Source organism: Streptomyces umbrinus, assembly GCF_030817415.1.
Taxonomy (GTDB): Bacteria; Actinomycetota; Actinomycetes; order Streptomycetales; family Streptomycetaceae; genus Streptomyces; species Streptomyces umbrinus_A.
Genome location: NZ_JAUSZI010000002.1, coordinates 3625432 through 3651973, shown reverse-complemented (window position 1 = coordinate 3651973; position 26542 = coordinate 3625432). Strand labels below are relative to the sequence as shown.

At 70.2% G+C, this 26542-nt stretch carries 28 protein-coding genes; 16 read left to right on the top strand and 12 right to left on the bottom strand.

What is annotated here, in order from left to right; all coding sequences use genetic code 11:
* Positions 1 to 210: 210 nt before the first annotated feature.
* The 3 genes from QF035_RS16005 to QF035_RS15995 are packed head-to-tail and all read left to right on the top strand — an operon-like array spanning position 211 to position 2140.
* The gene (locus QF035_RS16005) at positions 211 to 1203 is read left to right on the top strand and encodes an AraC family transcriptional regulator (protein WP_307521012.1); all 993 of its coding nucleotides are present in this window, start codon (positions 211 to 213) and stop codon (positions 1201 to 1203) included.
* Positions 1104 to 1835: an AzlC family ABC transporter permease gene (locus QF035_RS16000; RefSeq protein ID WP_307531154.1), complete on the top strand. Its 732-nt coding sequence runs from the start codon at positions 1104 to 1106 to the stop codon at positions 1833 to 1835. Before QF035_RS16005 ends, QF035_RS16000 begins: the two co-directional genes overlap by 100 nt.
* Positions 1832 to 2140 (top strand): AzlD domain-containing protein, encoded by a 309-nt coding sequence (locus tag QF035_RS15995; RefSeq protein WP_307521011.1) that lies wholly within the window; start codon positions 1832 to 1834, stop codon positions 2138 to 2140. The genes QF035_RS16000 and QF035_RS15995 overlap by 4 nt, the downstream gene beginning before the upstream one ends.
* 113 nt (positions 2141 to 2253) lie before the next feature.
* Here QF035_RS15995 and QF035_RS15990 read toward each other — a convergent pair whose 3' ends face one another.
* Entirely contained in the window at positions 2254 to 3198 is a 945-nt protein-coding gene (locus QF035_RS15990) for a hypothetical protein (RefSeq protein WP_307521010.1), read from the bottom strand.
* A gap of 80 nt (positions 3199 to 3278) precedes the next feature.
* On the opposite strand from QF035_RS15990, the gene QF035_RS15985 reads away from it, so the two are divergent.
* The 6 genes from QF035_RS15985 to QF035_RS15960 all read left to right on the top strand — a co-directional run bounded on the left by QF035_RS15985 (position 3279) and on the right by QF035_RS15960 (position 10989).
* On the top strand, positions 3279 to 3473 hold the full coding sequence (locus tag QF035_RS15985; RefSeq protein ID WP_055618504.1) for a DUF3046 domain-containing protein: 195 nt from the start codon (positions 3279 to 3281) through the stop codon (positions 3471 to 3473).
* A gap of 60 nt (positions 3474 to 3533) precedes the next feature.
* Entirely contained in the window at positions 3534 to 4793 is a 1260-nt protein-coding gene (locus QF035_RS15980) for an AI-2E family transporter (RefSeq protein ID WP_307521009.1), read from the top strand.
* Positions 4794 to 5088: 295 nt separating this feature from the next.
* Complete coding sequence (gene recA / locus QF035_RS15975; RefSeq protein ID WP_307521008.1) at positions 5089 to 6216, top strand: recombinase RecA; 1128 nt, start codon at positions 5089 to 5091, stop codon at positions 6214 to 6216.
* Positions 6217 to 6219: 3 nt separating this feature from the next.
* Positions 6220 to 7203 (top strand): recombination regulator RecX, encoded by a 984-nt coding sequence (gene recX, locus QF035_RS15970; RefSeq protein ID WP_307521007.1) that lies wholly within the window; start codon positions 6220 to 6222, stop codon positions 7201 to 7203.
* 391 nt (positions 7204 to 7594) lie between these two features.
* On the top strand, positions 7595 to 8329 hold the full coding sequence (locus QF035_RS15965) for a winged helix-turn-helix domain-containing protein (RefSeq protein WP_307521006.1): 735 nt from the start codon (positions 7595 to 7597) through the stop codon (positions 8327 to 8329).
* Positions 8326 to 10989 (top strand): FtsX-like permease family protein, encoded by a 2664-nt coding sequence (locus QF035_RS15960; protein ID WP_307521005.1) that lies wholly within the window; start codon positions 8326 to 8328, stop codon positions 10987 to 10989. Before QF035_RS15965 ends, QF035_RS15960 begins: the two co-directional genes overlap by 4 nt.
* Positions 10990 to 11053: 64 nt before the next feature.
* Here QF035_RS15960 and QF035_RS15955 read toward each other — a convergent pair whose 3' ends face one another.
* From QF035_RS15955 to QF035_RS15925, 8 genes are all read right to left on the bottom strand, one after another.
* On the bottom strand, positions 11054 to 11518 hold the full coding sequence (locus QF035_RS15955; protein ID WP_307521004.1) for a rhodanese-like domain-containing protein: 465 nt from the start codon (positions 11516 to 11518) through the stop codon (positions 11054 to 11056).
* Positions 11515 to 12060: a cysteine dioxygenase gene (locus QF035_RS15950; protein ID WP_307521003.1), complete on the bottom strand. Its 546-nt coding sequence runs from the start codon at positions 12058 to 12060 to the stop codon at positions 11515 to 11517. The genes QF035_RS15955 and QF035_RS15950 overlap by 4 nt, the downstream gene beginning before the upstream one ends.
* Before the next feature lie 79 nt (positions 12061 to 12139).
* Positions 12140 to 12211 carry a putative leader peptide gene (locus tag QF035_RS55780; RefSeq protein WP_309544753.1) on the bottom strand — a complete coding sequence of 24 codons (72 nt, stop codon included), beginning with the start codon at positions 12209 to 12211 and terminating at the stop codon, positions 12140 to 12142.
* A gap of 80 nt (positions 12212 to 12291) precedes the next feature.
* Positions 12292 to 13887, bottom strand: coding sequence for an FAD-dependent monooxygenase (locus tag QF035_RS15945; protein WP_307521002.1), 1596 nt, complete (start codon positions 13885 to 13887; stop codon positions 12292 to 12294).
* Positions 13888 to 14077: 190 nt separating this feature from the next.
* Complete coding sequence (locus QF035_RS15940; protein ID WP_307521000.1) at positions 14078 to 14992, bottom strand: amino acid ABC transporter permease; 915 nt, start codon at positions 14990 to 14992, stop codon at positions 14078 to 14080.
* Positions 14989 to 15654: an amino acid ABC transporter permease gene (locus QF035_RS15935; RefSeq protein ID WP_307520999.1), complete on the bottom strand. Its 666-nt coding sequence runs from the start codon at positions 15652 to 15654 to the stop codon at positions 14989 to 14991. The genes QF035_RS15940 and QF035_RS15935 overlap by 4 nt, the downstream gene beginning before the upstream one ends.
* 89 nt (positions 15655 to 15743) lie before the next feature.
* A complete protein-coding gene (locus QF035_RS15930) occupies positions 15744 to 16589 on the bottom strand; it encodes a glutamate ABC transporter substrate-binding protein (RefSeq protein ID WP_307520997.1) in 846 nt (281 codons plus the stop codon).
* 60 nt (positions 16590 to 16649) lie between these two features.
* Positions 16650 to 17426 (bottom strand): amino acid ABC transporter ATP-binding protein, encoded by a 777-nt coding sequence (locus tag QF035_RS15925; protein WP_143638069.1) that lies wholly within the window; start codon positions 17424 to 17426, stop codon positions 16650 to 16652.
* Positions 17427 to 17706: 280 nt separating this feature from the next.
* Between QF035_RS15925 and QF035_RS15920 the strand changes: the two genes are divergently transcribed.
* Together QF035_RS15920 and QF035_RS15915 are read left to right on the top strand one after the other, a co-directional pair.
* Positions 17707 to 18393, top strand: a complete 687-nt coding sequence (locus tag QF035_RS15920; protein ID WP_055616841.1) for a response regulator transcription factor — start codon at positions 17707 to 17709, stop codon at positions 18391 to 18393.
* A gap of 9 nt (positions 18394 to 18402) precedes the next feature.
* On the top strand, positions 18403 to 19806 hold the full coding sequence (locus tag QF035_RS15915) for a sensor histidine kinase (protein ID WP_307520996.1): 1404 nt from the start codon (positions 18403 to 18405) through the stop codon (positions 19804 to 19806).
* Between the two features lie 66 nt (positions 19807 to 19872).
* On the opposite strand, the gene QF035_RS15910 is transcribed toward QF035_RS15915, so the two are convergent.
* Positions 19873 to 20871, bottom strand: coding sequence for a TAXI family TRAP transporter solute-binding subunit (locus tag QF035_RS15910; protein ID WP_307520995.1), 999 nt, complete (start codon positions 20869 to 20871; stop codon positions 19873 to 19875).
* A 133-nt stretch (positions 20872 to 21004) separates the two neighbouring features.
* Between QF035_RS15910 and miaB the strand changes: the two genes are divergently transcribed.
* The 3 genes from miaB to QF035_RS15895 all read left to right on the top strand — a co-directional run bounded on the left by miaB (position 21005) and on the right by QF035_RS15895 (position 23732).
* Positions 21005 to 22525 carry a tRNA (N6-isopentenyl adenosine(37)-C2)-methylthiotransferase MiaB gene (miaB, locus tag QF035_RS15905; protein ID WP_307520994.1) on the top strand — a complete coding sequence of 507 codons (1521 nt, stop codon included), beginning with the start codon at positions 21005 to 21007 and terminating at the stop codon, positions 22523 to 22525.
* 44 nt (positions 22526 to 22569) lie between these two features.
* Positions 22570 to 22836 carry a hypothetical protein gene (locus QF035_RS15900; RefSeq protein WP_055616853.1) on the top strand — a complete coding sequence of 89 codons (267 nt, stop codon included), beginning with the start codon at positions 22570 to 22572 and terminating at the stop codon, positions 22834 to 22836.
* 143 nt (positions 22837 to 22979) lie between these two features.
* On the top strand, positions 22980 to 23732 hold the full coding sequence (locus QF035_RS15895) for a class III extradiol dioxygenase subunit B-like domain-containing protein (RefSeq protein ID WP_307520993.1): 753 nt from the start codon (positions 22980 to 22982) through the stop codon (positions 23730 to 23732).
* Between the two features lie 459 nt (positions 23733 to 24191).
* Here the strand turns inward: QF035_RS15895 and QF035_RS15890 are convergent, their stop codons facing one another.
* Both QF035_RS15890 and QF035_RS15885 read right to left on the bottom strand, forming a co-directional pair.
* The gene (locus QF035_RS15890; protein ID WP_307520992.1) at positions 24192 to 24476 is read right to left on the bottom strand and encodes an antitoxin; all 285 of its coding nucleotides are present in this window, start codon (positions 24474 to 24476) and stop codon (positions 24192 to 24194) included.
* 24 nt (positions 24477 to 24500) lie between these two features.
* Positions 24501 to 24782, bottom strand: a complete 282-nt coding sequence (locus QF035_RS15885; RefSeq protein ID WP_307520991.1) for a hypothetical protein — start codon at positions 24780 to 24782, stop codon at positions 24501 to 24503.
* 182 nt (positions 24783 to 24964) lie between these two features.
* Between QF035_RS15885 and miaA the strand changes: the two genes are divergently transcribed.
* The gene (gene miaA / locus QF035_RS15880; RefSeq protein WP_307520989.1) at positions 24965 to 25903 is read left to right on the top strand and encodes a tRNA (adenosine(37)-N6)-dimethylallyltransferase MiaA; all 939 of its coding nucleotides are present in this window, start codon (positions 24965 to 24967) and stop codon (positions 25901 to 25903) included.
* A gap of 108 nt (positions 25904 to 26011) precedes the next feature.
* Positions 26012 to 26533 (top strand): hypothetical protein, encoded by a 522-nt coding sequence (locus QF035_RS15875; protein WP_269650904.1) that lies wholly within the window; start codon positions 26012 to 26014, stop codon positions 26531 to 26533.
* Positions 26534 to 26542: the final 9 nt, after the last annotated feature.

Genomic DNA, 26542 nt, shown 5'->3' with positions numbered 1-26542 from the left:
TCGTGCGCCTGCCGGTTGTTTGGGGGCGGGGGCCGGTCCGGGGATATCCGTCCTCGGTCTGGCGCGGAATCGGTTTGCTTTCTGGGAGCTCGAGTCGACGCGCCAGCCGCTGCGGGCGGACACCCCCGGACCGGCCCCTTCCGTCGTTCGGCGGCTGCGGATCGTGGGTGTGCTCGGCCAGCGACTCTCGTGATGGCGGAGAATGGGGGCATGGCTGGAGCTGGGAAGGAGCGGGCTCGGCACTGGCAGTTTGCGGAGTTGCCCGGTGTCGATCTGCTGCGGGCTCGGTATGTGCAGAAGACCTTCGTCCGGCATACGCACGAGAACTTCGTCATCGCTGCCATCGCCGATGGTGTGGAGGTCTTTCATCACGGTGGGGCGGATCAGTACGCGGGGGCCGGGTCTCTGGCGCTGGTCAATCCCGATACGCCGCACACGGGGCGGGCAGGGGTTCCTGAGGGCTGGCGCTACGGGGCCGTTTATCCGTCGCCGGAGCTGGTTGCGGAGATCGCTGCTGAGACCACCGCTCTTCGTGGTACTCCGGGGTTCGTGAGCCCGGTTCTCGATGATCCGTATGCCGTGAGGCTGGTTCACCAGGTGTTGCGGGCCGCCGAGGAGGGCAACGCGCTGGCTGCCGACACGTTGTTGCGCGTTGCCGTGACCCGGTTGCTGCGGGTGAACGGCGGGCCGTTGCCGGAGCGGGTTCTGCGGACGGCGGGGGCCGGGGTCGCGGCACGCGCGCGTGCCGTTCTTGAGGAACAGATTGTGGAGCCGCCCACTCTGGAGCGGCTCGCCGGTGATCTGGGGACCAGCCCCTTCGCGTTGCTGCGTGCCTTTCGGGACGCCTACGGGATGCCCCCGCACGCGTGGCTGACCGATGTCCGGGTACGGCGTGCGCGTCGGTTGCTGGACTCGGGTGTCCCGCCTGCGGAGGCAGCCGTCGTGGTGGGGTTCACGGATCAGCCGCACCTCAACCGGCACTTCACGCGGATCGTGGGCGTGCCGCCGGGCGCGTATCAGCGCGAGCGCAAGAACGTACAAGAATCGCGGCGGGAGATGCTCGTACCGTCCGGGGCGTGGCAGAACATGCAGCTCTCGCAGACATACGCAGTGAAGACGGCGGAAAACCCGACGCCGCCGTCGTACGGGACGCCCTCGGAGTCGGGGTTGCCGTCGGACTGTCCGGTTTCGCCTTCGGAGTGACCTCGGCGGGCAGTGGGCTCACGCTGCTGCAGACCTGCGCACTGAGTCTTCTGGTGTTCACCGGAGCCTCCCAGTTCGCCCTTGTAGGGGCGTTGGCCGGCGGGGGGAACCCGTTCACCGCCGCGGCGGGCGCGTTCTTCCTGGGGGTGCGCAACGCCTTCTACGGGCTGCGTCTGTCGCAGTTGTTGGCCCTCCCGCGCGCGGTGCGGCCGTTCGCCGCCCAGTGGGTCATCGACGAGACCACCGCCGTGGCCCTAGCCCAGCCCACGCGGCGCAGCGTACGGATCGGCTTCACCGTCACCGGGCTCACCCTCTACGTGCTGTGGAACCTCACCACGCTGCTCGGCGCGCTGGGCGCCGACGCCATCGGCGACACCGACGCCTGGGGCCTGGACGCGGCCGGGCCCGCCGTCTTTCTGGCGCTGCTCGCGCCCATGATCAAGACCACCATGGAGCGGGTTGTCGCGGGGCTCGCGGTCGTCCTGGGGCTCGGGCTGCTGCCCGTCCTGCCTGCCGGTGTTCCCGTCCTGGTGGCCGCGCTCGCCGCCCCGGCCGTCCTGTGGGCGGAAGGGCGCCGCCGGGCGCGTATCGGGCCGGACGAGGACGACGACACCGTGGGGGAGGAGCGTTGAACATCTGGATCGCCATCGGCCTCACCGCCGTCGGTTGCTATGCCGTCAAGCTCATCGGGCTGCTGATTCCCGCGGGCCTTCTGGAGCGGCCGCTCGTCCAGCGGCTCGCCGCTCTGCTGCCCGTCGCCCTCCTGGCCGCCCTCACGGCCCAGCAGACCTTCGCCGACGGACACGTCCTGGTGCTGGACGCGAAGGCGGCGGGGCTTGCCGCGGCCGGCGTGGCGTTGCTGCTGCGTGCCCCGTTCCTGTTGGTCGTCGCTGCGGCTGTGCTCGTCACGGCGGGGGTGCGGGCGATGACCGGCTGAAGGGAGGGGAGGGGGCACGCGTGCGTGTGCCCCCTGATCGAGGTCCCGTCTGCGACCGGTAGCGGTAGCTGGTGATCGGCTTGGCCAGGCCCGTGAGTGAACGGGTGCCGACGTCAGCCGACGGGCAGTCCGTAGGCCCGCAGGGTGCGCAGGGCCTCGATCGTCACGATGGGGCGTGCCTCCAGAGCCGTACTCGGTGCCCACTGGTGCCGGCGGACCGGCCAGCCGCCGTCCTCCTGCTGCTGGCTCAGCAGGAACTCCAGGGAGCCCGTCATCTCGGCGTCGGTGAACCACGCGCGCGCGAGTGAGCCCGGTGTTCTTGCGTAGTCGTACGGGAAGTGGTGCTCCCCGGGTGCGTAACCGGGGGCCACGGGGAAGGCGTCAGGACGCGCCGGGTCCAGCGCCGCGAGCCGGTGTTCGCGCACCAGGCGGCCGAGGCGGTCGGCGGCCGCCTCCGCGCGCGGGCGGTCGGGCGCCGAGTCCAGGAAGGCGACGGCCGCCTCGATCTCGTACGGATGCGACTTGTCCAGGGACTCCACGGCCTGCCAGCAGAAGTCGGTGGCCCTGAACAGCCAGGCGTGCCAGACCTCGTTGCGGTGCAACAGGCCGACCACGGGGCCGGTGGCGAGGAGTTCGCTGGGCGGGTCGTCGACGATCGGCAGGAAGGGTGCTGCCGGATAGCCGCGCTGGCTGGGATGGATCGTCGGCAGCGCGCCGTCCTGCGTCGACACGGAGGTCAGATAGCGGCACATGCGCTCCACCCGCTGCCCGCCACAGCGCCCGATCGAGTCCAGGACGCGCAGTGCGTGTCCGGTGTGCAGGGGCTGGCTGACCGGGCCGCGCAGATCGGGTTCCAGCGCGTGACCGTACCCGTCGTCCTCGTTGCGGTAGGCGGACAACGCGGTCTCGACCGCGTCGGCATCGCCGCCCAGGAAGTGGTACGCGAAACGGCGCTGCTCCAGCACGCGCGCGGTGAGCCAGACGAAGTGCTCGGCGCGGGCGAGGGGGGTGTGCGCCGGGGGCGTCGGGGGGAGTGGGGATGCTCCTGTTTCGGCCATGAGTCAGACCGTAGGGCGGAAAGCGTTCTCGGCAAGCGGTCCCGGCTCGGGCCCACTCTCAGGGGCGGGATACTGGAGTCATGCGGTTGACGGTCTTCTGGCAGCGGATGGCGGATCACTTCGGAGCGGGGTACGCCGACACCTTCGCGCGCGATCATGTGATGTCGGAGCTCGGCGGGCGCACGGTGCGGCAGGCGCTGGACGCGGGCTGGGAGGCGAAGGACGTGTGGCGCGCGGTGTGTACAGCGGTGAACGTTCCCTACGAAAACCGCTGACGGGCCACGAAGATCCGGGGGCGGGGGCCGATTGTCGGAGGTGTGGGCGAGACTTGGTCCGTGGCATCGACAGATGAGACCGCGCACGTCGGTCAGCAGGCTTCCCCGCTCGGCACGACACCTCCCAGGCCCCCGGCCCGGGGCGCGGCCGAGACGGGTGCCCGCATGCCGCGCTGGCTGCCGCGGGCCATGGTGCTCGCCCTCACCCTCATCGCCTGTTTCCAGCTGGGCAGTTGGGCTTTCCACGAGCTGACCGGGCTGCTGATCAACATCCTGATCGCGTTCTTCCTGGCCCTCGCCATAGAGCCCGCGGTGAGCTGGATGGCCTCGTTCGGCATGCGCAGGGGGCTGGCCACCGGGATCGTCTTCCTCTTCGTGATGATCGCCAGCGCGGGCTTCGTCACCCTGCTCGGCTCGATGCTCGCGGGACAGATCATCGACATGGTCGAGGACTTCCCGAAGTACGTCGACTCGGTGATCAGCTGGATCAACACGACCTTCCACACGGAGCTCAGCCGCGTCGACATCCAGGAGGGCCTGCTGCGCTCCGACTGGCTGCGGAAGTACGTGCAGAACAGCGCGAGCGGTGTCCTGGACGTGTCCACCCAGGTGCTGGGTGGGCTCTTCCAGCTCCTGACGATCACACTGTTCGCCTTCTACTTCGCCGCCGACGGCCCGCGGCTGCGGCGCGCCCTGTGCTCCGTGCTGCCGCCCGCCCGGCAGGCCGAGGTGCTGCGCGCGTGGGAGATCGCCGTCAACAAGACCGGCGGTTATCTGTACTCGCGCGGGCTGATGGCACTGATCTCCGGCGTCGCGCACTACATCCTGCTGGAGTCCCTCGGCGTGAACTACGCGCCCGTGCTCGCCGTCTGGGTGGGTCTGGTCTCGCAGTTCATCCCCACCATCGGTACGTACCTCGCGGGCGCCCTGCCGATGCTGATCGCCTTCACGGTCGACCCCTGGTACGCGCTGTGGGTGATGATCTTCGTCGTGGTCTACCAGCAGTTCGAGAACTACGTGCTGCAGCCCAAGCTGACCGCGAAGACCGTGGACATCCACCCGGCGGTCGCCTTCGGGTCGGTCATCGCGGGCACCGCCCTGCTCGGCGCCGTCGGCGCGCTGATCGCCATCCCGGCGGTCGCCACGCTGCAGGCCTTCCTGGGGGCCTACGTGAAGCGGTACGACGTCACGGACGACCCCCGGGTCCACGGGCGCCGCGAGCGGGGCACGAGCACTCTCCTCGCACGCATACGACGCACGCTGAAGGGGCCCCGGGAAGCGCGGACGGCGGAGGACGAAGAGCCCCGCGACGCCTCGTAGCACGACCCCGCAACGCCTCGTAGCGCACCGACGCGGCGCCCGTACGACCCTGGAAGCAGCAGGGAGACACGGCTCGCGACACGCTCTCGTCGAAGCGCGTGGTGCGCTTGACACCAAAATCGAACATCCATTCTGATGGAGGCTCCGGCGAAGCCCGAGACGGGATGTCGACGGGGATTTGGTGGAGAGCGCCCGAGTTATCCACAGGCCGGACGGGCGTCGGGGCGCATTGTCAGTGGCAGGCGTTAGCGTCTTTGACGTGAAGCGATCGACTCAAGCAAATCGGGTGGAACCAATGGCAGCAGGCACTGACCGCGAGAAGGCGCTCGACACCGCACTCGCACAGATTGAACGGCAATTCGGGAAGGGCGCGGTGATGCGCCTCGGCGAGCGGCCGAACGAGCCCATCGAGGTCATCCCCACCGGGTCGACCGCACTCGATGTCGCCCTCGGCGTCGGCGGTCTGCCGCGCGGCCGAGTGGTCGAGGTGTACGGCCCGGAGTCCTCCGGCAAGACGACCCTGACCCTGCACGCGGTGGCGAACGCGCAGAAGGCCGGCGGCCAGGTCGCCTTCGTGGACGCGGAGCACGCCCTCGACCCCGAGTACGCGAAGAAGCTCGGCGTCGACATCGACAACCTGATCCTGTCGCAGCCGGACAACGGCGAGCAGGCTCTGGAGATCGTGGACATGCTGGTCCGCTCCGGCGCGCTCGACCTGATCGTCATCGACTCCGTCGCCGCCCTGGTGCCGCGCGCGGAGATCGAGGGCGAGATGGGCGACTCGCACGTGGGTCTGCAGGCCCGGCTGATGAGTCAGGCGCTCCGCAAGATCACCGGCGCGCTGAGCCAGTCCCAGACCACCGCGATCTTCATCAACCAGCTGCGCGAGAAGATCGGCGTGATGTTCGGCTCCCCGGAGACCACGACCGGTGGCCGGGCGCTGAAGTTCTACGCCTCGGTGCGGCTCGACATCCGCCGTATCGAGACGCTGAAGGACGGCACGGACGCGGTCGGCAACCGCACCCGCGTCAAGGTCGTCAAGAACAAGGTCGCCCCGCCCTTCAAGCAGGCCGAGTTCGACATCCTCTACGGGCACGGCATCAGCCGCGAGGGCGGCCTGATCGACATGGGCGTGGAGAACGGCTTCGTCCGCAAGGCCGGCGCCTGGTACACGTACGAGGGCGACCAGCTCGGCCAGGGCAAGGAGAACGCGCGCAACTTCCTCAAGGACAACCCCGACCTCGCCAACGAGATCGAGAAGAAGATCCTGGAGAAGCTGGGCGTCGGTGTGAAGCCGGAGAAGCCCACCGCCGAGCCGGGCGCGGACGCGGCGGTGTCGGCAGCCTCGGACGAGGCCGCGAAGACGGTTCCCGCTCCCGCCACCAAGGCCGTCAAGCCCAAGGCCGCGGCGGCCAAGAGCTAGTCCGTGACACGGCGAACCGACTGGGCCGAGTACGTCCACCCCGCAGCCTCCGAAGGGAAGAGGCGCGGGGGTGGCAGCGGCACGGCCGGAGACAGCGACAGGGCGTACGACGCTGACGGGCCGTACGGTCTCGGGGCCCGGGACGCCGAGGCTGCGTACGGCGATGTGGAGGGGGACGGACGGCCGGACGACGGTCCGCGCCGCGATGACGGTCCGTACCGCGGCGACGGTCCGCGGGACGGTGACACCACGCCGGGCGGCGGTTCGCGTCGCGGCTCCGGCCGGCGCGGTGACGATGGCTGGCCGTACGGGGGCGACGGGCCGCAGGGCACGGGGGAGCGGGGCGCCGGAGCCCCGCGCGGTGGTGGCCGTGGTGGACGGGGCCGCGGTCGGCGGCGTGGTTTCGGCGAATCGTCTGCCGACGGCGACCCACAGGACGGAGGCTCCTCTGCCTCGTCGAGGGCCGAGAAGGGGGAGCCCCCAGGGGACCCGGCTGAGCGGGCGCGGGGCATCTGCCTGCGCCTGCTCACCGGGACCCCGCGCACGCGGAAACAGCTCGCGGACGCGTTGCGCAAGCGCGAGATCCCGGACGACGTGGCGGACGAGGTGCTCTCCCGCTTCGAAGAGGTCGGGCTGATCAACGACAGTGCCTTCGCGGACGCCTGGGTGGAGTCCCGGCATCACGGCCGGGGCCTGGCCCGGCGGGCGCTCGCCCGGGAGCTGCGGACCAAGGGCGTGGACTCCGCACTGATCGACGAGGCCGTCGGACAACTCGACTCCGAGCAGGAGGAGACGACCGCACGCGAGCTCGTCGCCCGCAGGCTGCGCTCCACGCGCGGCCTCGACCGCGACAAGCGGATACGACGCCTCGCGAGCATGCTCGCCCGCAAGGGCTACTCCGAAGGCATGGCCCTCAGAGTGGTCCGGCAGGCGTTGGAGGAAGAGGGCGAGGACACGGAGTTCCTCGACGACGGCGAGGGGTTCTGAGACGGGCCCCCGATGACGGTGGTTCTGAGACGGGCCCTTGAGGAGGTGTGAGGCTGCCTCCGGGCCGACCGGTTCCGGGCCCCGGGCACGGTGGACGCGCGGGGGCGCCCATCGCATCCGGGGCCGGGACGGGGCTTGGCGGAGAGGGGCAGAGCGGAGAGGACTGGGCGGGGCGCGGGCTTCCGACGCCGATCGACCGACACAGACCCGACGCCGATGCCGACCCGTCAACGTCGGCGCCCGCCCGCGCCTGAGAGCCCCGACCTCGGACGAGTGACAACTCCCTGTCAGGGAGCCTCCGTTGCCATGAGTGAGGGTGGGGTTAACCCCCGGTCCAAGACGCTGGTCGACCGCAGTGCACAGACCCTTGTGCACAGGCGACTGTGTACGCATGGCACAGGAACCCGGCGCCACCGACCCCGCTGAGCAGGGACACACACGTCCCGATCCCGCGACACCGGAGCACACAGCTCCCGACCCCGACCCCCGCCCGGCCCCCGTCGAGCTCTCCGACCTCGCCGCGCTCAAGGCACTTGCCCAGCCCCGGCGGCAGTGGATGCTGCAGCACCTCACCGTGCACGGCCCCGCCACATCCGCGACGCTCGCCAGGGCACTCGGGCTCAACACCGGGGCCACCAGCTACCACCTGCGCGAACTCGCGCGCTACGGCTTCGTCGAAGAGACGGGCGCCGCCGGGCACGGCCGGGAGCGCTGGTGGCGAGCCGTCCCCGGTGACCGCCGCTTCCCGCCGCGCAGCCGCCAGAGCCCCGAGATGCGGCTCGTGATGGACGAGTTGAACCACCACGCGTACGCCGCCGACCTCGAACTCTTCGAGCAACTCCAGCGGGACGCGGCCGACGAACCATGGGCCGACGCCTTCCCGTACTCGCGCGGCACGATCCGGCTGACGCTCCCCGAACTGCGCGAGTTCTTCGAGGAGTACATCTCGCTCCTCAACCGCTACAAGCGCCCCGAGGCGGACACTCCGGCCGACGCGCGCACGGTACTCACGCGGTTCCTCGCCTTCCCCGCCCAGGCCGCCTCCGCAGACGCGTCCTCCCCCGATTCCCCGCCCGGTCCCACTCCCGACACCGCAGACGACGGAAGAGAGACCGAGACCCCATGATGCTTCGCTACGCCCTGCGGACCGTCCGCCACCGGAAGGGCGGATTCCTCGGTGCCTTTCTCGCCCTGATGTGCGCGGCCGCCCTCATCACGGCCTGCGGCACCCTCCTCGAAACCGGATTGCGCGGCACCATCGGCACCGAGCGCTACGCCGCCGCCCCCGTCGTGGTCTCCGCCGACCAGAACGTCCACCGGACCACCGTCAAGCACAAGAAGGGCAAGACGAAGACCAAACACAAGGCCAAGCCCATCGCCGAACGGGCCTGGCTGCCCGAGAACCTCACCACGACGCTCAGCCGAGTCCCCGGCGCCCGTCGCGTCATCCCCGAACTGACCTTCCTCGCCGAGCCGTTGATACCCACCGGCACCGGCGGCCGGACCGCCTACGGCCACGCCTGGGACTCCGCTCCCCTCACTCCGTACGCCCTCACCACCGGAACCCCTCCCCGCGCCCGGGACGATCTGGTCGTCGACCGCTATCTCGCCGACCGAGCCCGACTGAAGCCGGGGGACCGCCTCACCGTCCAGTCCACCCAGAGCCCGCGCACATATCGGGTCACCGGCATCGCCGCGCCCACCGGAGACGACATACGCCACCAGACCTCGCTCTTCTTCTCCACCGCCGAAGCCAGGCGCCTCGCCGCGCACCCGGGCCAGGTCACGACCATCGGCGTCGTCCCGGCCGAGGGCACCGACACCGCCGACCTCAAAGCAGCCGTGGCCAAGGCGCTGCACGGCACGACCGCGCAGGTCAGCACGGGTGACGAGCGAGGTCCCGTCGAGTCCCTGGACGCGGCAGCCGCCCGGATCAAGCTCGTCAGCATGGGCGGAGCGATGGGCGGCACGTCCCTGCTCGTCGCCGTACTCGTGGTCGTCGGCACCTTCGCGCTCTCCGTGCAGCAGAGGCACCGCGAACTCGCCCTGCTGCGCGCCATCGCCGCCACACCAGGACAGATCCGCAAGCTCCTCGGCCGCGAAGCCCTGCTGATCGGCGCGGCCGCCGGAGTCGCCGGAGCGCTCGCGGGGCTGCCGCTCGGGAGCTGGCTGCACGGCAGGTTCGTCGCCCTGGGCGCCGTGCCCGCCACGCTTCAGCACACCGTCAGTGTGTTCCCGCTGTTCGCCGCCATCGCCGCCACGCTCATCGGTGCCTGGGCCGCCGCCCGTGTCTCCTCGCGTCGCATCGCCCGTATTCGCCCGGCCGAGGCACTTGCTGAGGCCGCCGCCGAGCGTGACCGCCCCGCCTGGGGGCGCATCATCGCGGGGCTCGTGCTGCTCGCCGGAGGTACGGTCCTCGTCGCCGTACTCAGCATCCTGCGCACTGAGCCGGCGTCGACTCCCGTGACGTTCCTTGCCATTGTCGTCCTCGCCTCGTCCGTCGCCCTGCTCGGCCCGCTCCTGGTCAGGGCTGCCGCGGCAGTCCTGGGCGCCCCGCTGCGACTCAGTGGCCCGGGAGGCAGGCTCGCTACGGCCAATCTGCGGGGCAACGCCGCCCGCATGGCCTCCGTCGTCACCCCGCTCACCCTCCTCATCGGTATGACCTGCACCGTCCTCTTCGTCCAGCCGACCCTGGGACACGCCGCCCGCGCCCAAGCCCGCGAGGGCACCCGCGCCGACTGGGTTCTCACCGCCGAGGGCCCTGGCGTCCCCGCGCAGGCCGCACGGCAGCTCCGTACGGACCGCGATGTGGCCACCGAAGTCGTCCGGACGACCGTCCGCGTCGGCCTCGACAAGTACGCGGCACAGGGCGTCAGCCCCGCCGGCCTGACCCGCACCTGGGACCCCGACGTCACCGCGGGCTCCCTCGCCGAGCTCACGCACGACACCGTCGCCGTCAGCCAACTGGCCGCGGACCAGCTCCACTTGAAGCCCGGCAGCACGCTGAAACTCACCCTCGGCGACGGTACGCTCGCCACCCTCACCGTCGCCGCTGTCTACGCCAAGGGCCTCGGCTTCGGCGACCTCACCATGGCCCACGACCTGGTCGCCCGCCACGTCGACAACCCGCTCGCGGCCACGGTCCTCGTCTCCACCGCCCGTTCACAGGAAGAACTCGCGGCCGCCGTCCGGAAGTTCCCGGGCGTCCGGGTCATCCCACCGGCCACCGCGGACTCGTTGCAGGCCGAGCGGCTGCAGGCGAACGCCGAGGTCAACTACTTCGCCATGGGGCTCGTTCTCGCCTTCACCGCCATCGCGGTCGTCAACACGCTCGCCATGTCGGTCTCCGAGCGCGTACGGGAGTTCGCGTTGCTCCGCCTCGCCGGTGCCACGCGTCGCCAGGTACTGCGGATGCTGCGGACCGAGGCACTGTCGGCGCTGCTCCTGGCGACGACCCTCGGCAGCGGCATCGCGCTCGCCGTCCTGACGGCCTTCAGCATCGGGATGACGGGCAGCGCGGCTCCTGCCGTCACACCCCTGGTGTACGTCACGGTGGTCGCCGCCGCCGGACTGCTCGCCCTCGTCGGCACCGCGCTGCCGGGCCGGGCGGCCCTCAAGACGCGGCCGGTCACGGTGGCCACGGCCAGGGAGTGGCCTGAGTGGTCCGGGAGTAAGGGGTGGTACGCAATGGTGGGGGCCCCTTACACGAAGGGGCCCCCACCACTACATATGCCCAACGAGGCGCTGGAGTACGCGCGCAGGGGAGGCTTTGTGACTGACAGCTGAGGAAGAGGCCCGCGCCCGGATCAGGCTGTCCGACCGGAGGTCTGAGAAGCCACCGGCAGGCTGGCTACCGTCGCCCGGTCACCAGCGCTGCAGTCACCGGCAGCCCATCCACCGGCAGCTCAGTCACCGGCAGGCCTGCCGCGCGCCAAGCCTGGAAGCCGCCCACCAGGTCTGTCGCCCGGTGCAGTCCCAACTGGCGCAGGGACGCGGCCGCGAGACTCGACGCGTAGCCCTCGTTGCAGACGATCACGACGCGCAGGGCGTGGCTCGTGGCTTCCGGAGCGCGATGGCTGCCCTGGGGGTCGAGGCGCCATTCCAGTTCGTTGCGCTCGACGACGAGGGCGCCGGGGATCAGCCCGTCGCGCTCGCGCAGTGCCGCGTACCGGATGTCGACCAGCAGGGCCTCGCCCGCCCGCGCGGCGTCGTGGGCGGTGTCGGCCTCGACCCGGTCGAGGCCCTCACGGACCCGCTCCAGCAACTCGTCGATCCCGACCGGGCCTTCGGCTCGCAGGCGGCCTTCGGCGGTCACTGCCAGTCCGCCGGGCGCTCGACCTGCTCAAGGCGCAGGATCTGGCCGCTGCGGCTGTAGCGGCGGATCTGCGGCAGCGGCGGGTAGTAGGCGTGGACGGAGATCGCGTGCTCCTCCGTGGACTCGTTGAGCACCTCGTGCACATGGTGGCGGCCGAAGGAACGGCCCTTTCCGGCCCCCAGGCGCCGTTCCCGGTCGATGCCCTCGGTCAGTTCGAGGGTCTTCCAGCCGTCGGTGGGCAGCCGGGCGGTGAGCGAGTTCTCCTTGAGCTCGCCCGACGCCGTGAGGAAGGCGCCGACCGACTCGGCGTGGTCGTGCCAGCCGGTGCCCGTGCCGGGCGGCCAGCCGATGAGCCAGGCCTCGCTGCCGCCGGGCCCTTCGAGGCGTACCCACGTACGGCCCTCGGGGTCGAGCGGGAGAGAGGCGATCAGCTCGGCGTCGGCGGCCGTGCGCCGGACGAAGTCGAGCAGCTCGGCCTGCGTGGGGCCGTGGGCCGGAGCGGCGGCGGAGGCAGAGGAGGTCAAGGAAGGGGAGACAGACACGGGTACCGTCCTGGTCAGCGTTCGCGTGGGGCGCGCGGGAACGACGTCGGCGACGCGCGCGGGTGGAGAGGGTGCGAATTCAGCAGGACGGGCGACACACGCAGCCCGCATAGCGGACGAGGTCCATATGGACCCTCCGCCACAGGCGCACACAGGTGTCGGTCACGATCCGGAGTACACCATGACGGTCCGGACCGGTCAACTCAGTGTCACCGACTGGACAGAGCGCGCTCAGGACGTCCCCGCCGCGGCCTCCGCCGTGGCCCGGGGGCCGCCCAGAGCCGCCTCCGCCGCCTCGTACAGATCCGCCGGGCGCACCCCGCTGAGCGCTGTGACCAGGTGCCCGTCCGGGCGGATCAGCAGCACCGTGTGCGCCGCCGCACCCGGATAGCTCTCGGCGACCAGCAGCTCGGCGTGGTGCGGCAGCGCGGTCACGGCGGCCGCGAGACGCGGCATGATCCCGGCAGTCACCCAGTGCTTGCGCTCCCACACCCCGGTCCCCGGCGCGATCAGCAGGACCAGCAGCGCCCCGTGGCCCAGCCTGTCCCGCAGCCGTACGAAGGAACCGTCCTCCGCAGTCACCCGTACATCGGCGACCTGATCGCCCACCTCCGTGCCGACCTCGGCCGACGACTCGGCGCGTGGAGGCGCGAGAGGCGAATCGGCGTACGCTCCCGGCGCGCCCAGCTGGCCGCGCCCCAGATGACCGTCGGTGAGCAGCGAGTCATGGCCGCGGGCCGACCCGGGCACCGCGGAGCGCAGGCCTCCGGCACGCAGTATCGGCAGCGCCTGGTCCGCGGCACGCAGGCGGGCGGCGACGACCGCGCGCCGCTCCACCTGGTAACTGTCGAGCAGCGCCTCGTGCGGGCCGTGGTGCCAGGCGAGGGACAGCTTCCACGCGAGGTTGTCGGCGTCCCGCAGGCCGTCGTCGAGACCCTGCGTACCGAGCGCACCGAGCAGATGCGCGGCGTCCCCGGCCAGGAAGACACGGCCGGCCCGCCACCGGCGCGCCAGCCGGTGATGCACCGTGTGGACTCCGGTGTCCAGCAGCTCGTACGGGGGTGTGGTGCCCCCGCTCCAGCCCGCGAGGGTCTCGCGGACGCGGGCCACCAGCAGGTCCGGTGTGACCAGGTCCTTGCCCGGCGGCAGCAGCCAGTCCAGACGCCACACGTCGTCGGCGAGCGGACGTGCGGTCACCTCCCCGGCCGAGGGGCCCGATGTCCGCCACGGCGGCATCCGGTGCAACAACGCCTCACCGGGCCACGGAAGTTCCGTACGCAGCGCGGCGACGGCGTGCCGCTCGACGGCGGTACGTCCCGGGAAGCGGATGTCCTGGAGCTTGCGCACCGTCGATCGCGGTCCGTCGCAGCCGATCAGATAGCTGCCGCGCCACCAGGTGCCCTTGGGCTCGCGGGTGTGCGCCGTGACGCCCGAGGTCTCCTGCTCGATCGAGTCGAGGCGGCTGTCCACGGCGACCTTGACCAGGCGCTCGGTCGCGATCGCGGCCCTGAGCGCGGCGGTCAGTACGTGCTGGGGGACGTGCAGCGGTGCGGGCTCGTCGTCGCCGAACGCGATCTGCCGCATCACCTGCTTGCGCCGCATCGACCGCCATCCGGCCCAACGGAAACCGGCCTCGGCCAGGGGGAACCCTGTCAGCCGCTCGATCAGCGCGGTGGTGTCCTCACGCAGTACGACGGTCCGCGCGAGCCTCTGTTCGTCCTTGCCGGGACCCTCGTCCAGAACGATGGACGGGACCTCCTGGCGGGCCAGCGCCAGGGCGAGCGTGAGTCCGACGGGCCCCGCTCCGACGATGATCACCGGGTCCACGACGCGGCGCCCCCTGCCCGGAGAGGTGTGCCGAGTGTCTTACCGGGAGAGGCAGGTGGAGCGGGGTGCACGATCACAGAACGTATGCAACCCATTGCCGGTGCTTGCGTCAAGTGACGGAGGCAGTGGCGATCATGCCACTGCCTCCGGTTGCTCACATCTCGTCAGTTCTTCGGTGTGTGCGGGCCGTTCACGGACCCTTCTCGACCTCGTGGGTGACGTCCACGTGGTCGCCGGGTGCGCTGAGCTCGTCGACCGCGTCCACTCCGAGGACCGCGCCGGTGGACTTCTTGCCGCGGCGCAGCCTGCCCTCCAGCCAGCTGGCGAAGGTGGTGAGGGCGAAGTTGATCAGGATGTAGATCACAGCGACGATCGTGAAGCTGGCGATCACGTTCGCGCCGTAGTAGGCGCTCATTGGGCTGACGGCGGCCATCAGGTCGGGGAAGGTGAGGACCGCACCGCCGATCGCCGTGTCCTTCACGATCACCACGAGCTGACTGACGATCGCCGGCAGCATCGCCGTGACCGCCTGGGGCAGCAGGATGAACCGCATGACCTGGTTCTTGCGCAGTCCGACAGCCAGCGCGGCCTCGGCCTGTCCCCTGGGCAGCGACAGGATGCCTGCCCGGACGATCTCCGCGAGGACCGAGGAGTTGTAGAGAACCAGGCCGGTGACGACGGCGTACAGGGGACGGTCGTCCGTGTTGACGTTCGTGTACTCGGAGAACAGGGCTAGGCCGAAGATCATGAGAACCAGCACCGGGATGGCCCGGAAAAACTCCACCACGACGCCGGCCGGGACACGCACCCAGGCGTGTTCGGACAGTCGGGCGATACCCAGGACCGCACCGAGCGGCAACGCGATGACCATGGCGAGTGCCGCGGCCTTGAGCGTGTTCTGAAGACCCGGCCAGAGGTATGTGCTCCAGGCTTCGGTTCCGGTGAAGAAGGGCTTCCAGAGCACCCACTCCAGCTGGCCCTTCTCCTCCAGCATGTCGTACATCCACCACAGCACCGCGGCGAGGGCGGCGATGAACACCACGGAGAAAATGACGTTCCGCCGTTTGGCCCGTGGGCCCTGGGCGTCATAGAGGACCGAGCTCATCGCTTCACCGCCACCTTCTTGCTCACCCAGCCGAGGATCAGCCCGGTCGGCAGCGTCAGACACACGAATCCGAACGCGAAGACCGCGGAGATCAGGACGAGCTGTGCCTCGTTCTCGATCATCTCCTTCATCAGCGTCGCCGCCTCGGCGACACCGATCGCGGCGGCCACCGTGGTGTTCTTCGTCAACGCGATCAGGACGTTCGCCAGGGGACCGACGACCGAACGGAACGCCTGCGGCAGCACGACCAGCGTCAGCACCTGCGTGAAGTTCAGGCCGATGGCACGCGCCGCCTCGGCCTGGCCGACGGGCACCGTGTTGATGCCGGACCGCAGCGCCTCACAGACGAACGCCGAGGTGTAGACGATCAGACCGAGCACCGCGAGCCGGAAGTTGGTGGTGTTGATCTGGTCCGAGCCGAGCGTGACCTCGAACGTCTGGTTGAGGCCGAGCGAGGTGAACAGGATGATCACGGTGAGCGGGATGTTCCGCACGATGTTGACGTAGGCGGTACCGAAACCGCGCATGAGAGGCACCGGACCGACCCGCATGGCGGCCAGCATGGTTCCCCAGATCAGGGAGCCGACGGCGGAGAGGACGGTGAGTTGCACCGTCGTCCAGAAGGCTTCCCACAGGTCGTAACCTTCAAGAAAGTCGAACACGATCTCCCGCGCTTCCGCGTGTGGGGAGGGGCCTTCCTGACAGGTGCGCCGCCCCGGAGGACGGCGCACCTGTCAGGTCAGGTCCCGCTTCACTTGACGATGTTGCCGATCTTCGGGGCGGGCTCGTTCTTGTAGTTCGCCGGGCCGAAGTTGGCCGTCACGGCCTTCTCCCACGCGCCGTCGGCGACCATCTTCTCGAGAGCCGTGTCGATCTTGGCCTTGAGGTCGCTGCCCTTCTTGACGCCGATGCCGTAGTTCTCGTTGGTCATCTTGAAGCCGCCGAGCTTGAACTTGCCCTTGAAGTTCGCCTGCGCGGCGTAGCCGGCGAGGATCGAGTCGTCCGTGGTCAGCGCGTCGATGGCGCCGCTCTGCAGACCGGACAGGCACGCCGAGTACGCCGGGTACTGCTGCAGCTGGGCCTTGGGGGCGAGCTTGTCCTTGACGTTCTGCGCCGAGGTGGAGCCCGTCACCGAACACAGCTTCTTGCTGTTGAGGTCCTTCGGCGTCTTGATCGAGTCGTCGTCGGCGCGGATCAGGACGTCCTGGTGGGCCAGGAGGTACGGACCGGCGAAGTCGACCTTCGCGGCGCGCTCGTCGTTGATCGAGTAGGAGGCGGCGATGAAGTCGACGTCACCACGCTGGAGCATGGTCTCGCGGTCGGCGCTCTTCGCTTCCTTCCACTGGATCTGGTTCGCGCTGTAGCCGAGCTGCTTGGCGACGTACGTCGCGACGTCGACATCGAAGCCCTCGTAGCCCTGCGGCGTTTTCTGGCCGATGCCGGGCTGATCGAACTTGATGCCGATGGTGATCTTCTTGCTGCCGCCGGAGCCGGTGTCGGCGCTGTCGCTGTCCTTGTCGTCCGAGCCGCACGCGGTGGCAGTGAGGGCGAGTGCGAGGACGGCGGCCGAGGCGGCGGTGACCTTGCGGAGCTTCATGGTGAACATCCTTTGAGTGGTGAAGATGTGCGATCCGTCGGTGGCGGGTGACGCAGGCCGTCAGTGGTGCAGGATCTTCGACAGGAAGTCCTTCGCCCGGTCGCTGCGGGGGTTGCTGAAGAACTGGTCCGGCACAGCCTCTTCGACGATGCGTCCGTCCGCCATGAAGACGACGCGGTTGGCGGCCGAACGGGCGAAACCCATCTCGTGTGTGACTACAACCATCGTCATCCCGTCACGCGCAAGCTGCTGCATGACTTCCAGGACCTCGTTGATCATCTCCGGGTCGAGAGCCGACGTCGGCTCGTCGAAGAGCATGACCTTGGGGTCCATCGCCAGCGCCCGCGCGATCGCGACACGCTGCTGCTGGCCGCCGGAGAGCTGGGCGGGGTACTTGTCCGCCTGCGTGGCGACACCCACCCGGTCGAGCAGCCCGCGGGCCTTCTCCTCCGCGGCCTTCTTGTCCGCCTTACGGACCTTGAGCTGTCCCAGCATCACGTTCTCGAGCACCGTCTTGTGCGCGAAGAGGTTGAAGGACTGGAAGACCATGCCGACATCGGCCCGCAGCCGGGCCAGTTCCTTGCCCTCCTCGGGCAGCGGCTTGCCGTCGATCGAGATGTCTCCCGAGTCGATCATCTCCAGGCGATTGATGGCGCGGCACAGGGTGGACTTTCCGGACCCGGAGGGCCCGATGACCACGACGACCTCACCACGCGCGATCGTCAGGTCGATGTCCTGGAGTACGTGCAACGCACCGAAGTGCTTGTTGACGTTCTTCAGTACGACCAGATCGTCGGCCGCGGGTACGGCGTCCTTGGTCACCGATACTTCGGTCATCGGCCTCTTGCTCCGTCCTCCTCGGTTGCGGAGGACAGTAGTGATGCCGCACGACCAGCGTCATTACATCTGAGGGGAAATTGAGCATAACGATCTGGTAGCAACCGGACACTCTTCGTGAAGGCCGCGGCGGGCACGTACCGGCTGCGTAACGGAAGTCGGCCGCGCCCCGAACGTACTTGACGCCGTCAGCGTCATCGGACTGACTTCCAGGGGGCACGCGCGCGTGCCCACGTCTATCCACCGAAAACGTACGACCGATGAACCGAAGGGGGCCGGGATGAGACTGCTCCTCGTCGAGGACGACAACCACGTGGCCGCCGCTCTGTCCGCGGTTCTCGCACGTCACGGCTTCGACGTCACCCACGCCCGCAGTGGCGAGGAGGCCCTCCAGGCGCTCGTTCCCGAAGGCGCCGGCTTCGGAGTGGTGCTCCTCGACCTCGGCCTGCCCGACCAGGACGGCTACGAGGTCTGCGGCAAGATCCGCAAGCGCACCAGCATCCCCGTGATCATGGTCACCGCGCGCGCAGACGTGCGCTCCCGGATCCACGGCCTCAACCTCGGCGCCGACGACTACGTGGTGAAGCCGTACGACACGGGGGAACTCCTCGCCCGTATCCACGCCGTCAGCCGGCGCAACGTCGCCGACGAGACCGCGGCCCCCGGCGAGACCGCACTGAACCTGGGCCCCGTACGGATCGAACTGCCCACCCGTCAGGTCAGCGTGGATGGTTCGGTTGTACAACTGACCCGCAAGGAGTTCGACCTTCTCGCGCTCCTCGCCCAGCGTCCCGGTGTGGTGTTCCGGCGGGAACAGATCATCAGCGAGGTCTGGCGCACCAGTTGGGAGGGGACCGGCCGCACCCTGGAGGTGCACGTCGCGTCGCTGCGCTCCAAGCTGCGCATGCCGGCCCTGATCGAGACCGTGCGCGGCGTCGGGTACCGGCTCGTCGCGCCCGCCGCGTAGCGGGGCCAGGTGCGCGCACGTCTCCTCCCGCTGCTCATCGTCCTGATGGCGGCCGTACTGCTCGCCCTCGGCGTCCCCCTCGCCGTCAGCCTGGCGGCCGCCCAGCAGCAGAAGGTGGTCGTCGACCGGATCGACGACACGGCCCGTTTCGCGTCCCTCGCACAGTTCGTCACCGACCCGCCGAAGGGGTCCCGGGTCGAGTCCTCGGACGAGCGCCTCAACACGCTCGGCAGGGAACTCATCAAGTACAACGGGCTGTACGGCATCAAGGTCGGCGTGTTCTACCGCGACACCATCATGGCCAAGGCGCCCGTGGACTGGTACATCCCCGTGAAGGGCGAGGCCCGCGACGCCTTCGACGAGGCCTTTCAGAGCCGCCGCAGCCACGACCCCGCACAGGTCTGGCCGTGGCAACGGGACCGTCTCGTCGTGGCGTCCCCCGTCATCCGGGACGGTGACGTCATCGCCGTCGTGGTCACCGACTCGCCCACCGGGCAGATGCGCTCGAAGATCCTGCGCGGCTGGCTGGTCATCGGCGTCGGAGAGATCGCCGCGATGCTCCTCGCGCTCAGTGCCGCGCTGCGCCTGACCGGCTGGGTACTGCGACCCGTACGCGTCCTCGACGCCACCACCCACGACATCGCGACCGGCCGCCTGAAGTCCCGTGTCGCGGCCGCGGGAGGGCCGCCGGAACTCAGACGCCTGGCCCGGTCGTTCAACGAGATGGCCGACAACGTCGAGGACGTGCTGGAACAGCAGCGCGCCTTCGTCGCCGACGCCTCGCACCAACTGCGCAACCCGCTGTCCGCCCTGCTGCTGCGCATCGAGCTGCTCGCCCTGGAACTCCCCGAGGGCAACGAGGAGATCGCCTCCGTCCGCACCGAGGGCAAGCGCCTCGCCCAGGTCCTGGACGACCTCCTGGACCTCGCCCTCGCCGAACACGCCGAGGCGGACCTGCGGCTCACCGACATCGGCGAGCTGACCGCCGAGCGCGTGGCGTCCTGGTCGCCGGTCGCCGACGACAAGGGTGTACGACTCGTCGGGACCTGCCCCGCCACGACTGCCTGGGCCGACCCCGTCGCGCTCTCCAGCGCCCTGGACGCGGTGATCGACAACGCGCTGAAGTTCACCCCCGAAGGAGAGTCCGTCGAGGTCGAGGTGGCCTCCAACGGCCAGGTCTCGACCATCGTCGTCACCGACCTCGGTCCCGGACTCAGCGACGAGGAACTCACCCGCGTCGGCGACCGCTTCTGGCGCAGCCCCGGCCACCAGAACATCAAGGGCTCGGGCCTCGGCCTGTCCATCTCCCGGGCCCTGCTTGCGGCGGGCGGCGGCGCCATCACGTACGAGCACCACGAGCCGCACGGCCTGAAGGTGACGGTGAGCGTGCCGCGGACGGTGCCGGGATCCTGAAACGGCCGCGCGAGCCGTGCTGAGCCGTGCCTGTGCCACCGCCCCGGCCTGCCGCCGTACGAACCGCTACGGCTTGACCGAGCGGTAATAGCGGCTCGCGCCCTCGTCCAGGTCCAGGGGATCGGTGTAGATGGCGGTCCGCAGGTCCACACGCTGTGCCGCGTGCACCTTCTCGCCGATGCGGTCGCGACTGTGGATCACCGTGCGGGTCATCCCCTCGGTCAGCTCCGTGTCCGTTCCCGCCCGGGTGACCAGCAGGTTCGCCACCGCCACCGTCTGTACGGACTCCCCGGACTGGGCACGGGGATAGGCATCAGCCGGCATGACGGCGGACCGGTAGTACTCGGCTTCCTGCCCTTGTTTGTGCAGCTCCTCCACGAGGTCGGGGGTGATCTGGAGCAGCCTGATGTCGGACCTGTTCGAGAGGTCGCTCACGGCTTTCGTCGGGAGCCCGCCGGACCAGAAGAAGGCGTCGATCTTCTTCGTTTCGAGCAGCTTCGGCATGTCTCCTATGCCGACGGACACCGGCTGGATGTCCTTGTCCAGGTCGAGGCCGGCCGCTTCCAGCACATGCTCGGCGATCAGCCGCACCCCGGAGCCGCGCGGCCCCACCGCGACCCGCTTGCCCTTCAGCTCCGCGATGGTCTCCACGGGGGAACTCTGGGGGACGATCACGTGCACGTAGTCGTCGTACAGCCGGGCGCAGCCGCGGAGCAGTTCCGCGCCCCGGCCGCCCTCCCGCTTGTACTTCGCCACCGCGTCGGCGGCCGCGATGGTGAAATCTGCCTGCCCGGTGGCGACCCGCTGCACGTTCTGCTGCGAGCCCACGCTTCCTTCGAGCTCCACCTTCAGACGAGGCATGTCCTTCGCGAGCGCCTCCTGCAGCAGCGTCCCGTACAGCTGGTACACGCCGGACGCCGATCCCGTACTGAAGGACACCGTCCCGCCCGGTGAGCTCTTGCCCAGGGGCAGCAGCCACCACAGGAGCAGCCCGAAGGCCACGAAGGCGCCGGCCGAACCCTGCAGGGCCCGGCGTCTGCCGATACGGGAAAGTGCCTGGAACATGCGCGCGATCCTGCCAGCACATCGCCCACGATGACCAGGGCCGGGCCCCCGGGCGCGGGCGCCACGGCCCGCACACCCCCGCACGAAAGGCGCCAGGGCCGGACGTACTCCGGGCACCGCCTACCCTTGTCGCATGAGCAGCAGCGACCGGAGCCCGGCAGTGGACCTGACGAGAACGTATGAAGTACGCACTTACGGATGTCAGATGAACGTCCACGACTCGGAACGGCTCTCCGGACTGCTCGAGGACGCCGGATACGTACGCGCGCCCGACGGTTCCGACGGTGACGCCGACGTCGTCGTCTTCAACACCTGCGCGGTGCGGGAGAACGCCGACAACCGTCTCTACGGGAACCTCGGCAGGCTCGCGCCGATGAAGACGAAGCGGCCCGGCATGCAGATCGCCGTCGGTGGCTGCCTCGCCCAGAAGGACCGCGACACCATCGTGAAGAAGGCGCCCTGGGTGGACGTCGTCTTCGGTACGCACAACATCGGCAAGCTGCCCGTCCTCCTGGAGCGCGCCCGCGTACAGGAAGAGGCGCAGGTCGAGATCGCCGAGTCGCTCGAAGCGTTCCCCTCGACGCTGCCGACCCGCCGCGAGAGCGCGTACGCGGCCTGGGTCTCCATCTCCGTCGGCTGCAACAACACGTGCACCTTCTGCATCGTCCCGGCGCTGCGCGGCAAGGAGAAGGACCGCAGGACCGGCGACATCCTCGCCGAGATCGAGGCCCTGGTCGGCGAGGGCGTCTCCGAGATCACGCTGCTCGGGCAGAACGTAAACGCTTACGGTTCCGACATCGGCGACCGTGAGGCCTTCAGCAAGCTGCTGCGGGCCTGCGGGAAGATCGAGGGCCTGGAGCGCGTGCGCTTCACCTCGCCGCACCCGCGCGACTTCACGGACGACGTCATCGCCGCGATGGCCGAGACACCGAACGTCATGCCGCAGCTGCACATGCCGATGCAGTCCGGTTCGGACACCGTCCTGAAGGCGATGCGCCGCTCGTACCGGCAGGAGCGCTACCTCGGGATCATCGACAAGGTCCGCGCCGCGATCCCGCACGCCGCGATCACCACCGACATCATCGTGGGCTTCCCCGGCGAGACCGAGGAGGACTTCGAGCAGACCCTGCACGCGGTCCGCGAGGCCCGCTTCGCGCAAGCGTTTACGTTCCAGTACTCCAAGCGTCCCGGCACACCGGCGGCGACCATGGAGGGGCAGATCCCCAAGAAGGTCGTGCAGGCGCGCTACGAGCGTCTCGTCGCCCTCCAGGAGGAGATCTCCTGGGACGAGAACAAGAAGCAGGTCGGCCGCACCCTGGAGCTGATGGTCGCCGAGGGCGAGGGCCGCAAGGACGGCGCCACCCACCGCCTCTCCGGCCGCGCCGCCGACAACCGGCTGGTGCACTTCACCAAGCCCGACGAGGAGGTGCGCCCGGGTGACGTGGTGACGGTCGAGATCACGTACGCGGCCCCGCACCACCTCCTGGCGGAGGGCCCCACCCTGAAAGTGCGCCGCACGCGCGCGGGGGACGCCTGGGACAAGCGCAACGCCACCGAGGCCGCGAAGCCGGCGGGCGTCATGCTGGGCCTGCCGAAGATCGGTGCGCCGGAGCCGCTGCCGGTCGCCACGGGCAGCGGGTGCGGCTGCGACTGACGCGGCTGCGACTGACCGCGTCACGGGCCGGGAAGGGGTCCCTCATGCCGTACAGCGTGGAGTTCACCGAGCGCGCCGCACGCGTCCGGGACAGCCTTCCCGCCGAGCGCCGGGAGGTGCTGGACCGCGGGCTGGCCATACTGGTGGCCGACCCGCGCCACAAGCTCTCGCACGCCGTGGGCGGCGACGAGTCGACCCGCGAGATAGCCCTCTCCCGGAACCTGTTCGTCGAGTACGTGATCAGCGACGGCAAGCTCGTGGTGCTCCTCCTCACGGTCATCGATCTCACGGACGTGCTGATCGAGGAGTGACGTCCGGCGGGGCGTGGCGTGGGGTGTGGTGTTGGGCAAGGCGTGGCGTTGGGCGGGGTCTGGCGACGGGGTTCCGCCGAGGAGTGACATCCGGCCGCACGAGGAGTGCCATCGGGCCGTCGCGCGGGGCTACGCTGCCGATCATGCTTGTCGCCGCCGCCGTCTGTCCCTGCCCGCCCCTTCTCGTGCCCGAGGTCGCCGCGGGTGCCGCACCCGAACTGGACGCCGCGCGTGCCGCCTGCACGGACGCGCTGGGGGTACTGGCCGCCGCGCGGCCCGACCGGCTGGTTGTGGTCGGACCCGCCGAGCAGAGCGGGCGTGGGCCGCATCTGGAGGGCGCTCGGGGCACGTTCCGCGGCTTCGGCGTGGATCTCGACGTCAGGCTGGGCCGGAACGGGGCCCGGACGCCGGAAGGCCCGGCGGCCGGATCCGAACCCGTCGAGGGCGCTGATCGGCCCCTGCCGCCTTCGCTCGCGGTCGCGGCCTGGCTGCTCGGCCGTACGGACTGGTCCGACGCCCCCGTCGAAGGTCTCGGCGTGGGGGAACCGCTCGCGGCCGAGCGGTGTATCCAAACCGGAAGGGAAATCGCCGCGCGGGCCGAGCGGGTGGCGTTGCTGGTGATGGGCGACGCCAGCGCGTGCCGCACGCTCAAGGCGCCCGGGTATCTGGACGACCGGGCGGCGGGCTTCGACGCGGATGTGGCGCATGCGCTCGGAGCGGCCGACGTGGCCGCCCTTCAGACGCTGGACGCGGAGCTGGCGTACGAGCTCAAGGCCTCCGGCCGGGCGCCTTGGCAGGTGCTCGCGGGCGCCGGCGAGGGCGCGGGGCTCGCAGGCGCGCTCCTGTACGAGGACGCGCCCTACGGGGTGGGGTACGTGGTGGCGGCCTGGTCGTAGGGCGTGGGGCGGGCATCGGGGGGCTGGGCTGGGCCGTAGGGCCCGAGCTGGTCGGTTGGTGTGCCCGGGCTGGCCGGTCTGAGGGCCCGGGACGGTCGGTCCGAGTGTCTGGGGCGGCCAGGTGTAGTGCTCGGGACGGTTGTAGTGCCCAGGCCGGCCGGTCTTGAGCGCCCGGGAGGGCCGGTCTGAGTCCGAGTGCCTGGCGCGGTTGGTCGTAGCGCCCGGACGGTCGTAGTGCCCCGCGTTTGCCCTGACCCCGCGCTGGTCGTAGCGCCTGCGCGCGCCGGGTGCGCGGGCACCGGGCGGGACATGCCCCCGCCGGGGATTCGGGCCGGGGCGAAGCCGAGAGGTGGAGGGCGTCAGGCGTGGGCCGTGGGACCGGGCCGTAAGTGAGCCGCCAGCACCGCGGACGGCCCGGAGCGCAACGTGCTCCGAGGCCGTCCGCCGATGTGGTGTCGCTCAGGATGCCGAGGGCGGTGGTGCCGGGGGAGACGGGGGCGTCGCGCCGCCGTCCGTACCGTCACCATCCTTGTGCGCGAGCCGGTCCAGGGCGCCCTTGGCTTTCCCCGTGCCCGTCTGGATCTTGTCGCTGTACTTGCCCTTGGTCTTCTCATCGGCCAGCTTCGCGGCCTTGTCGAGACCCTGCTCGATCTTGTCGATCTTTCCCCCGTGCTGCTGCGCGAGGTCGGAGACCTTCTCCTTGGCAGGAGCGAGCCCGGCCTTCAGTTTGTCCAGGAGACCCATGGTTCACCTTCCCTCGCGGGACAGCTACTTGCGGGCGCCCTCGCCGGCCTCGCTGTCGGCCGCCTCCTCGGCGGACTGCTGCTTGGGGATCTCGACGCCCTCCGCGGCGGACTCCTCGGACTCCGCCGAGTCCGTCGCCGCGGACGAGGTCTCGGTCTCGGCCTTCTCCGAACCCTTCGCCGCGTCCTCCGCATCCGCCCCGGGCTCGGCCGTCACAGCGACGGCCTCGGCCTCGGCGGTCGACGCCTCCTCCGACCCCTTCGACTTAGGCCCATCTTTACGAAGAAGCCGTGCAAAAACGCCCATATCATCTCCATACTCTACTCATGTGGGCGAAATTCCGCGTTGCCCGGTGCGTCCCACTGCGTCGCCCGGGTCACCGGCCCTCACGACCGGCGGCTGGAACCTCGCAACAGGCAACGACCTTGGCCCCGCGCCGTCACGTAGCTCGTTCGAGAAGAGGCCCCGAGGTTTGCGAGACTGTTGCGGTGAGTAGTCCTGCCCCCGCCCCGCGGGTCATCGCCGTCGTCGGTCCCACCGCGGCGGGAAAGTCCGATCTCGGCGTCCATCTGGCCCAGCGCCTGGGCGGTGAGGTCGTCAACGCCGACTCGATGCAGCTCTACCGGGGGATGGACGTCGGTACCGCCAAGCTGACGCCCGAGGAACGGGGCGGCATCCCGCACCACCTCCTGGACATCTGGGACGTGACGGTCACGGCGAGCGTCGCCGAGTATCAGCGCCTCGCGCGCGACCGCATCGACGCACTCCTCACCGAGGGCCGCTGGCCGATCCTCGTCGGCGGCTCCGGACTGTACGTCCGGGGGGCCGTCGACAACCTGGAGTTCCCCGGCACCGACCCCGAGGTACGGGCCCGCCTGGAGGAGGAGCTCACCCTGCGTGGCTCCGGCGCGCTGCACGCCCGGCTGGCCGTCGCCGACCCGGAGGCCGCCCACGCGATCCTGCCCAGCAACGGCCGCCGGATCGTCCGTGCTCTTGAGGTCATCGAGATCACTGGGAAGCCCTTCACCGCCAACCTCCCCGGCCACGACTCCGTCTACGACACCGTGCAGATCGGCGTCGACGTGGCGCGCCCCGAGCTCGACGACCGCATCGCCCTGCGGGTGGACCGCATGTGGGAGGCCGGCCTCGTCGAGGAAGTGCGCGCACTGGAGGCGCAAGGGTTGCGCGAGGGGCGTACGGCGTCGCGTGCCCTCGGCTACCAGCAGGTGCTCGCGGCGCTCGCGGGGGAGTGCACTGAGGACGAGGCACGTGCCGAGACCGTACGTGCCACCAAGCGCTTCGCGCGCCGTCAGGATTCCTGGTTCAGACGCGATCCACGGGTGCATTGGCTGAGTGGGGCTGCGGCGGATCTCACAGAACTTCCGCAGCTCGCGCTGGCGTTGGTCGAACGACCGGTCACAGCCTGATCACGTCCTGGCATCGGGACGCTCCGGCCGTCATCCCGGTCTCCGAGGCCGTGCCATCATCGAGCTTCGATCGACCAAGTGGAGTCCGAGTTGGGAGGGCGCGTGGCGATGGAGGCCGGCCCTCGCGACACCGCACAAGGCGCGGAACAAGGCACCGCCACCGGCGGGGCGCACGACACCGCACAGGAGCAGCAGGACCCCGATGAGGACCGACTGAGCCCGGACGGGCCCGACGAGATCGCCGGCGGGGTCACCGCCGACGGTCCCGAGCCCGACGAGATGTTCCCGGGGCCCGAGGTCGAGGTCGAGCTTCGCCCGCAGCGCCGCATGCGCATCTGGCAGCTCGCGCCCATCGTGAGCCTCGCCGCACTCGGCTCCCTGATGTTCGCCTTCCCGCTCGCCTTCGACTTCGGCGACAGCGGGGCCATGATCGCCATGCTCGGCCTGCTGATCTGCTCCTGTGCCGCAGGCTGGGGCATGATGGCCGCCCGCCGTGTGGGTTACACGTGGCCCGGCCTTCCGCAGCGCGGCTCCGGCCGCCGTCCGGACTGGCGGGTCGCCATCGCGTACGCCGTGGTCGTCGCCGCGGTCGTGGTGCTCGCCGTGTGGCGCGTGGCCCGGCTGCGCTGAGCCCCCTGG

What these genes read in the sequence shown, in the direction of transcription:
- QF035_RS15895 (WP_307520993.1), top strand. Translation starts at nt 22,980, where the DNA reads ATGCTTGTCGCCGCCGCCGTCTGTCCCTGCCCGCCCCTTCTCGTGCCC.
- QF035_RS15940 (WP_307521000.1), bottom strand. Translation starts at nt 14,992, where the DNA reads ATGAGCTCGGTCCTCTATGACGCCCAGGGCCCACGGGCCAAACGGCGG.
- QF035_RS15985 (WP_055618504.1), top strand. Translation starts at nt 3,279, where the DNA reads ATGCGGTTGACGGTCTTCTGGCAGCGGATGGCGGATCACTTCGGAGCG.
- QF035_RS15910 (WP_307520995.1), bottom strand. Translation starts at nt 20,871, where the DNA reads ATGTTCCAGGCACTTTCCCGTATCGGCAGACGCCGGGCCCTGCAGGGT.
- QF035_RS15890 (WP_307520992.1), bottom strand. Translation starts at nt 24,476, where the DNA reads ATGGGTCTCCTGGACAAACTGAAGGCCGGGCTCGCTCCTGCCAAGGAG.
- QF035_RS15925 (WP_143638069.1), bottom strand. Translation starts at nt 17,426, where the DNA reads ATGACCGAAGTATCGGTGACCAAGGACGCCGTACCCGCGGCCGACGAT.
- recA (WP_307521008.1), top strand. Translation starts at nt 5,089, where the DNA reads ATGGCAGCAGGCACTGACCGCGAGAAGGCGCTCGACACCGCACTCGCA.
- QF035_RS15920 (WP_055616841.1), top strand. Translation starts at nt 17,707, where the DNA reads ATGAGACTGCTCCTCGTCGAGGACGACAACCACGTGGCCGCCGCTCTG.
- QF035_RS15965 (WP_307521006.1), top strand. Translation starts at nt 7,595, where the DNA reads ATGGCACAGGAACCCGGCGCCACCGACCCCGCTGAGCAGGGACACACA.
- miaB (WP_307520994.1), top strand. Translation starts at nt 21,005, where the DNA reads ATGAGCAGCAGCGACCGGAGCCCGGCAGTGGACCTGACGAGAACGTAT.
- QF035_RS15885 (WP_307520991.1), bottom strand. Translation starts at nt 24,782, where the DNA reads ATGGGCGTTTTTGCACGGCTTCTTCGTAAAGATGGGCCTAAGTCGAAG.
- QF035_RS15960 (WP_307521005.1), top strand. Translation starts at nt 8,326, where the DNA reads ATGATGCTTCGCTACGCCCTGCGGACCGTCCGCCACCGGAAGGGCGGA.
- QF035_RS15900 (WP_055616853.1), top strand. Translation starts at nt 22,570, where the DNA reads ATGCCGTACAGCGTGGAGTTCACCGAGCGCGCCGCACGCGTCCGGGAC.
- QF035_RS15990 (WP_307521010.1), bottom strand. Translation starts at nt 3,198, where the DNA reads ATGGCCGAAACAGGAGCATCCCCACTCCCCCCGACGCCCCCGGCGCAC.
- QF035_RS16005 (WP_307521012.1), top strand. Translation starts at nt 211, where the DNA reads ATGGCTGGAGCTGGGAAGGAGCGGGCTCGGCACTGGCAGTTTGCGGAG.
- QF035_RS15930 (WP_307520997.1), bottom strand. Translation starts at nt 16,589, where the DNA reads ATGAAGCTCCGCAAGGTCACCGCCGCCTCGGCCGCCGTCCTCGCACTC.
- QF035_RS15875 (WP_269650904.1), top strand. Translation starts at nt 26,012, where the DNA reads ATGGAGGCCGGCCCTCGCGACACCGCACAAGGCGCGGAACAAGGCACC.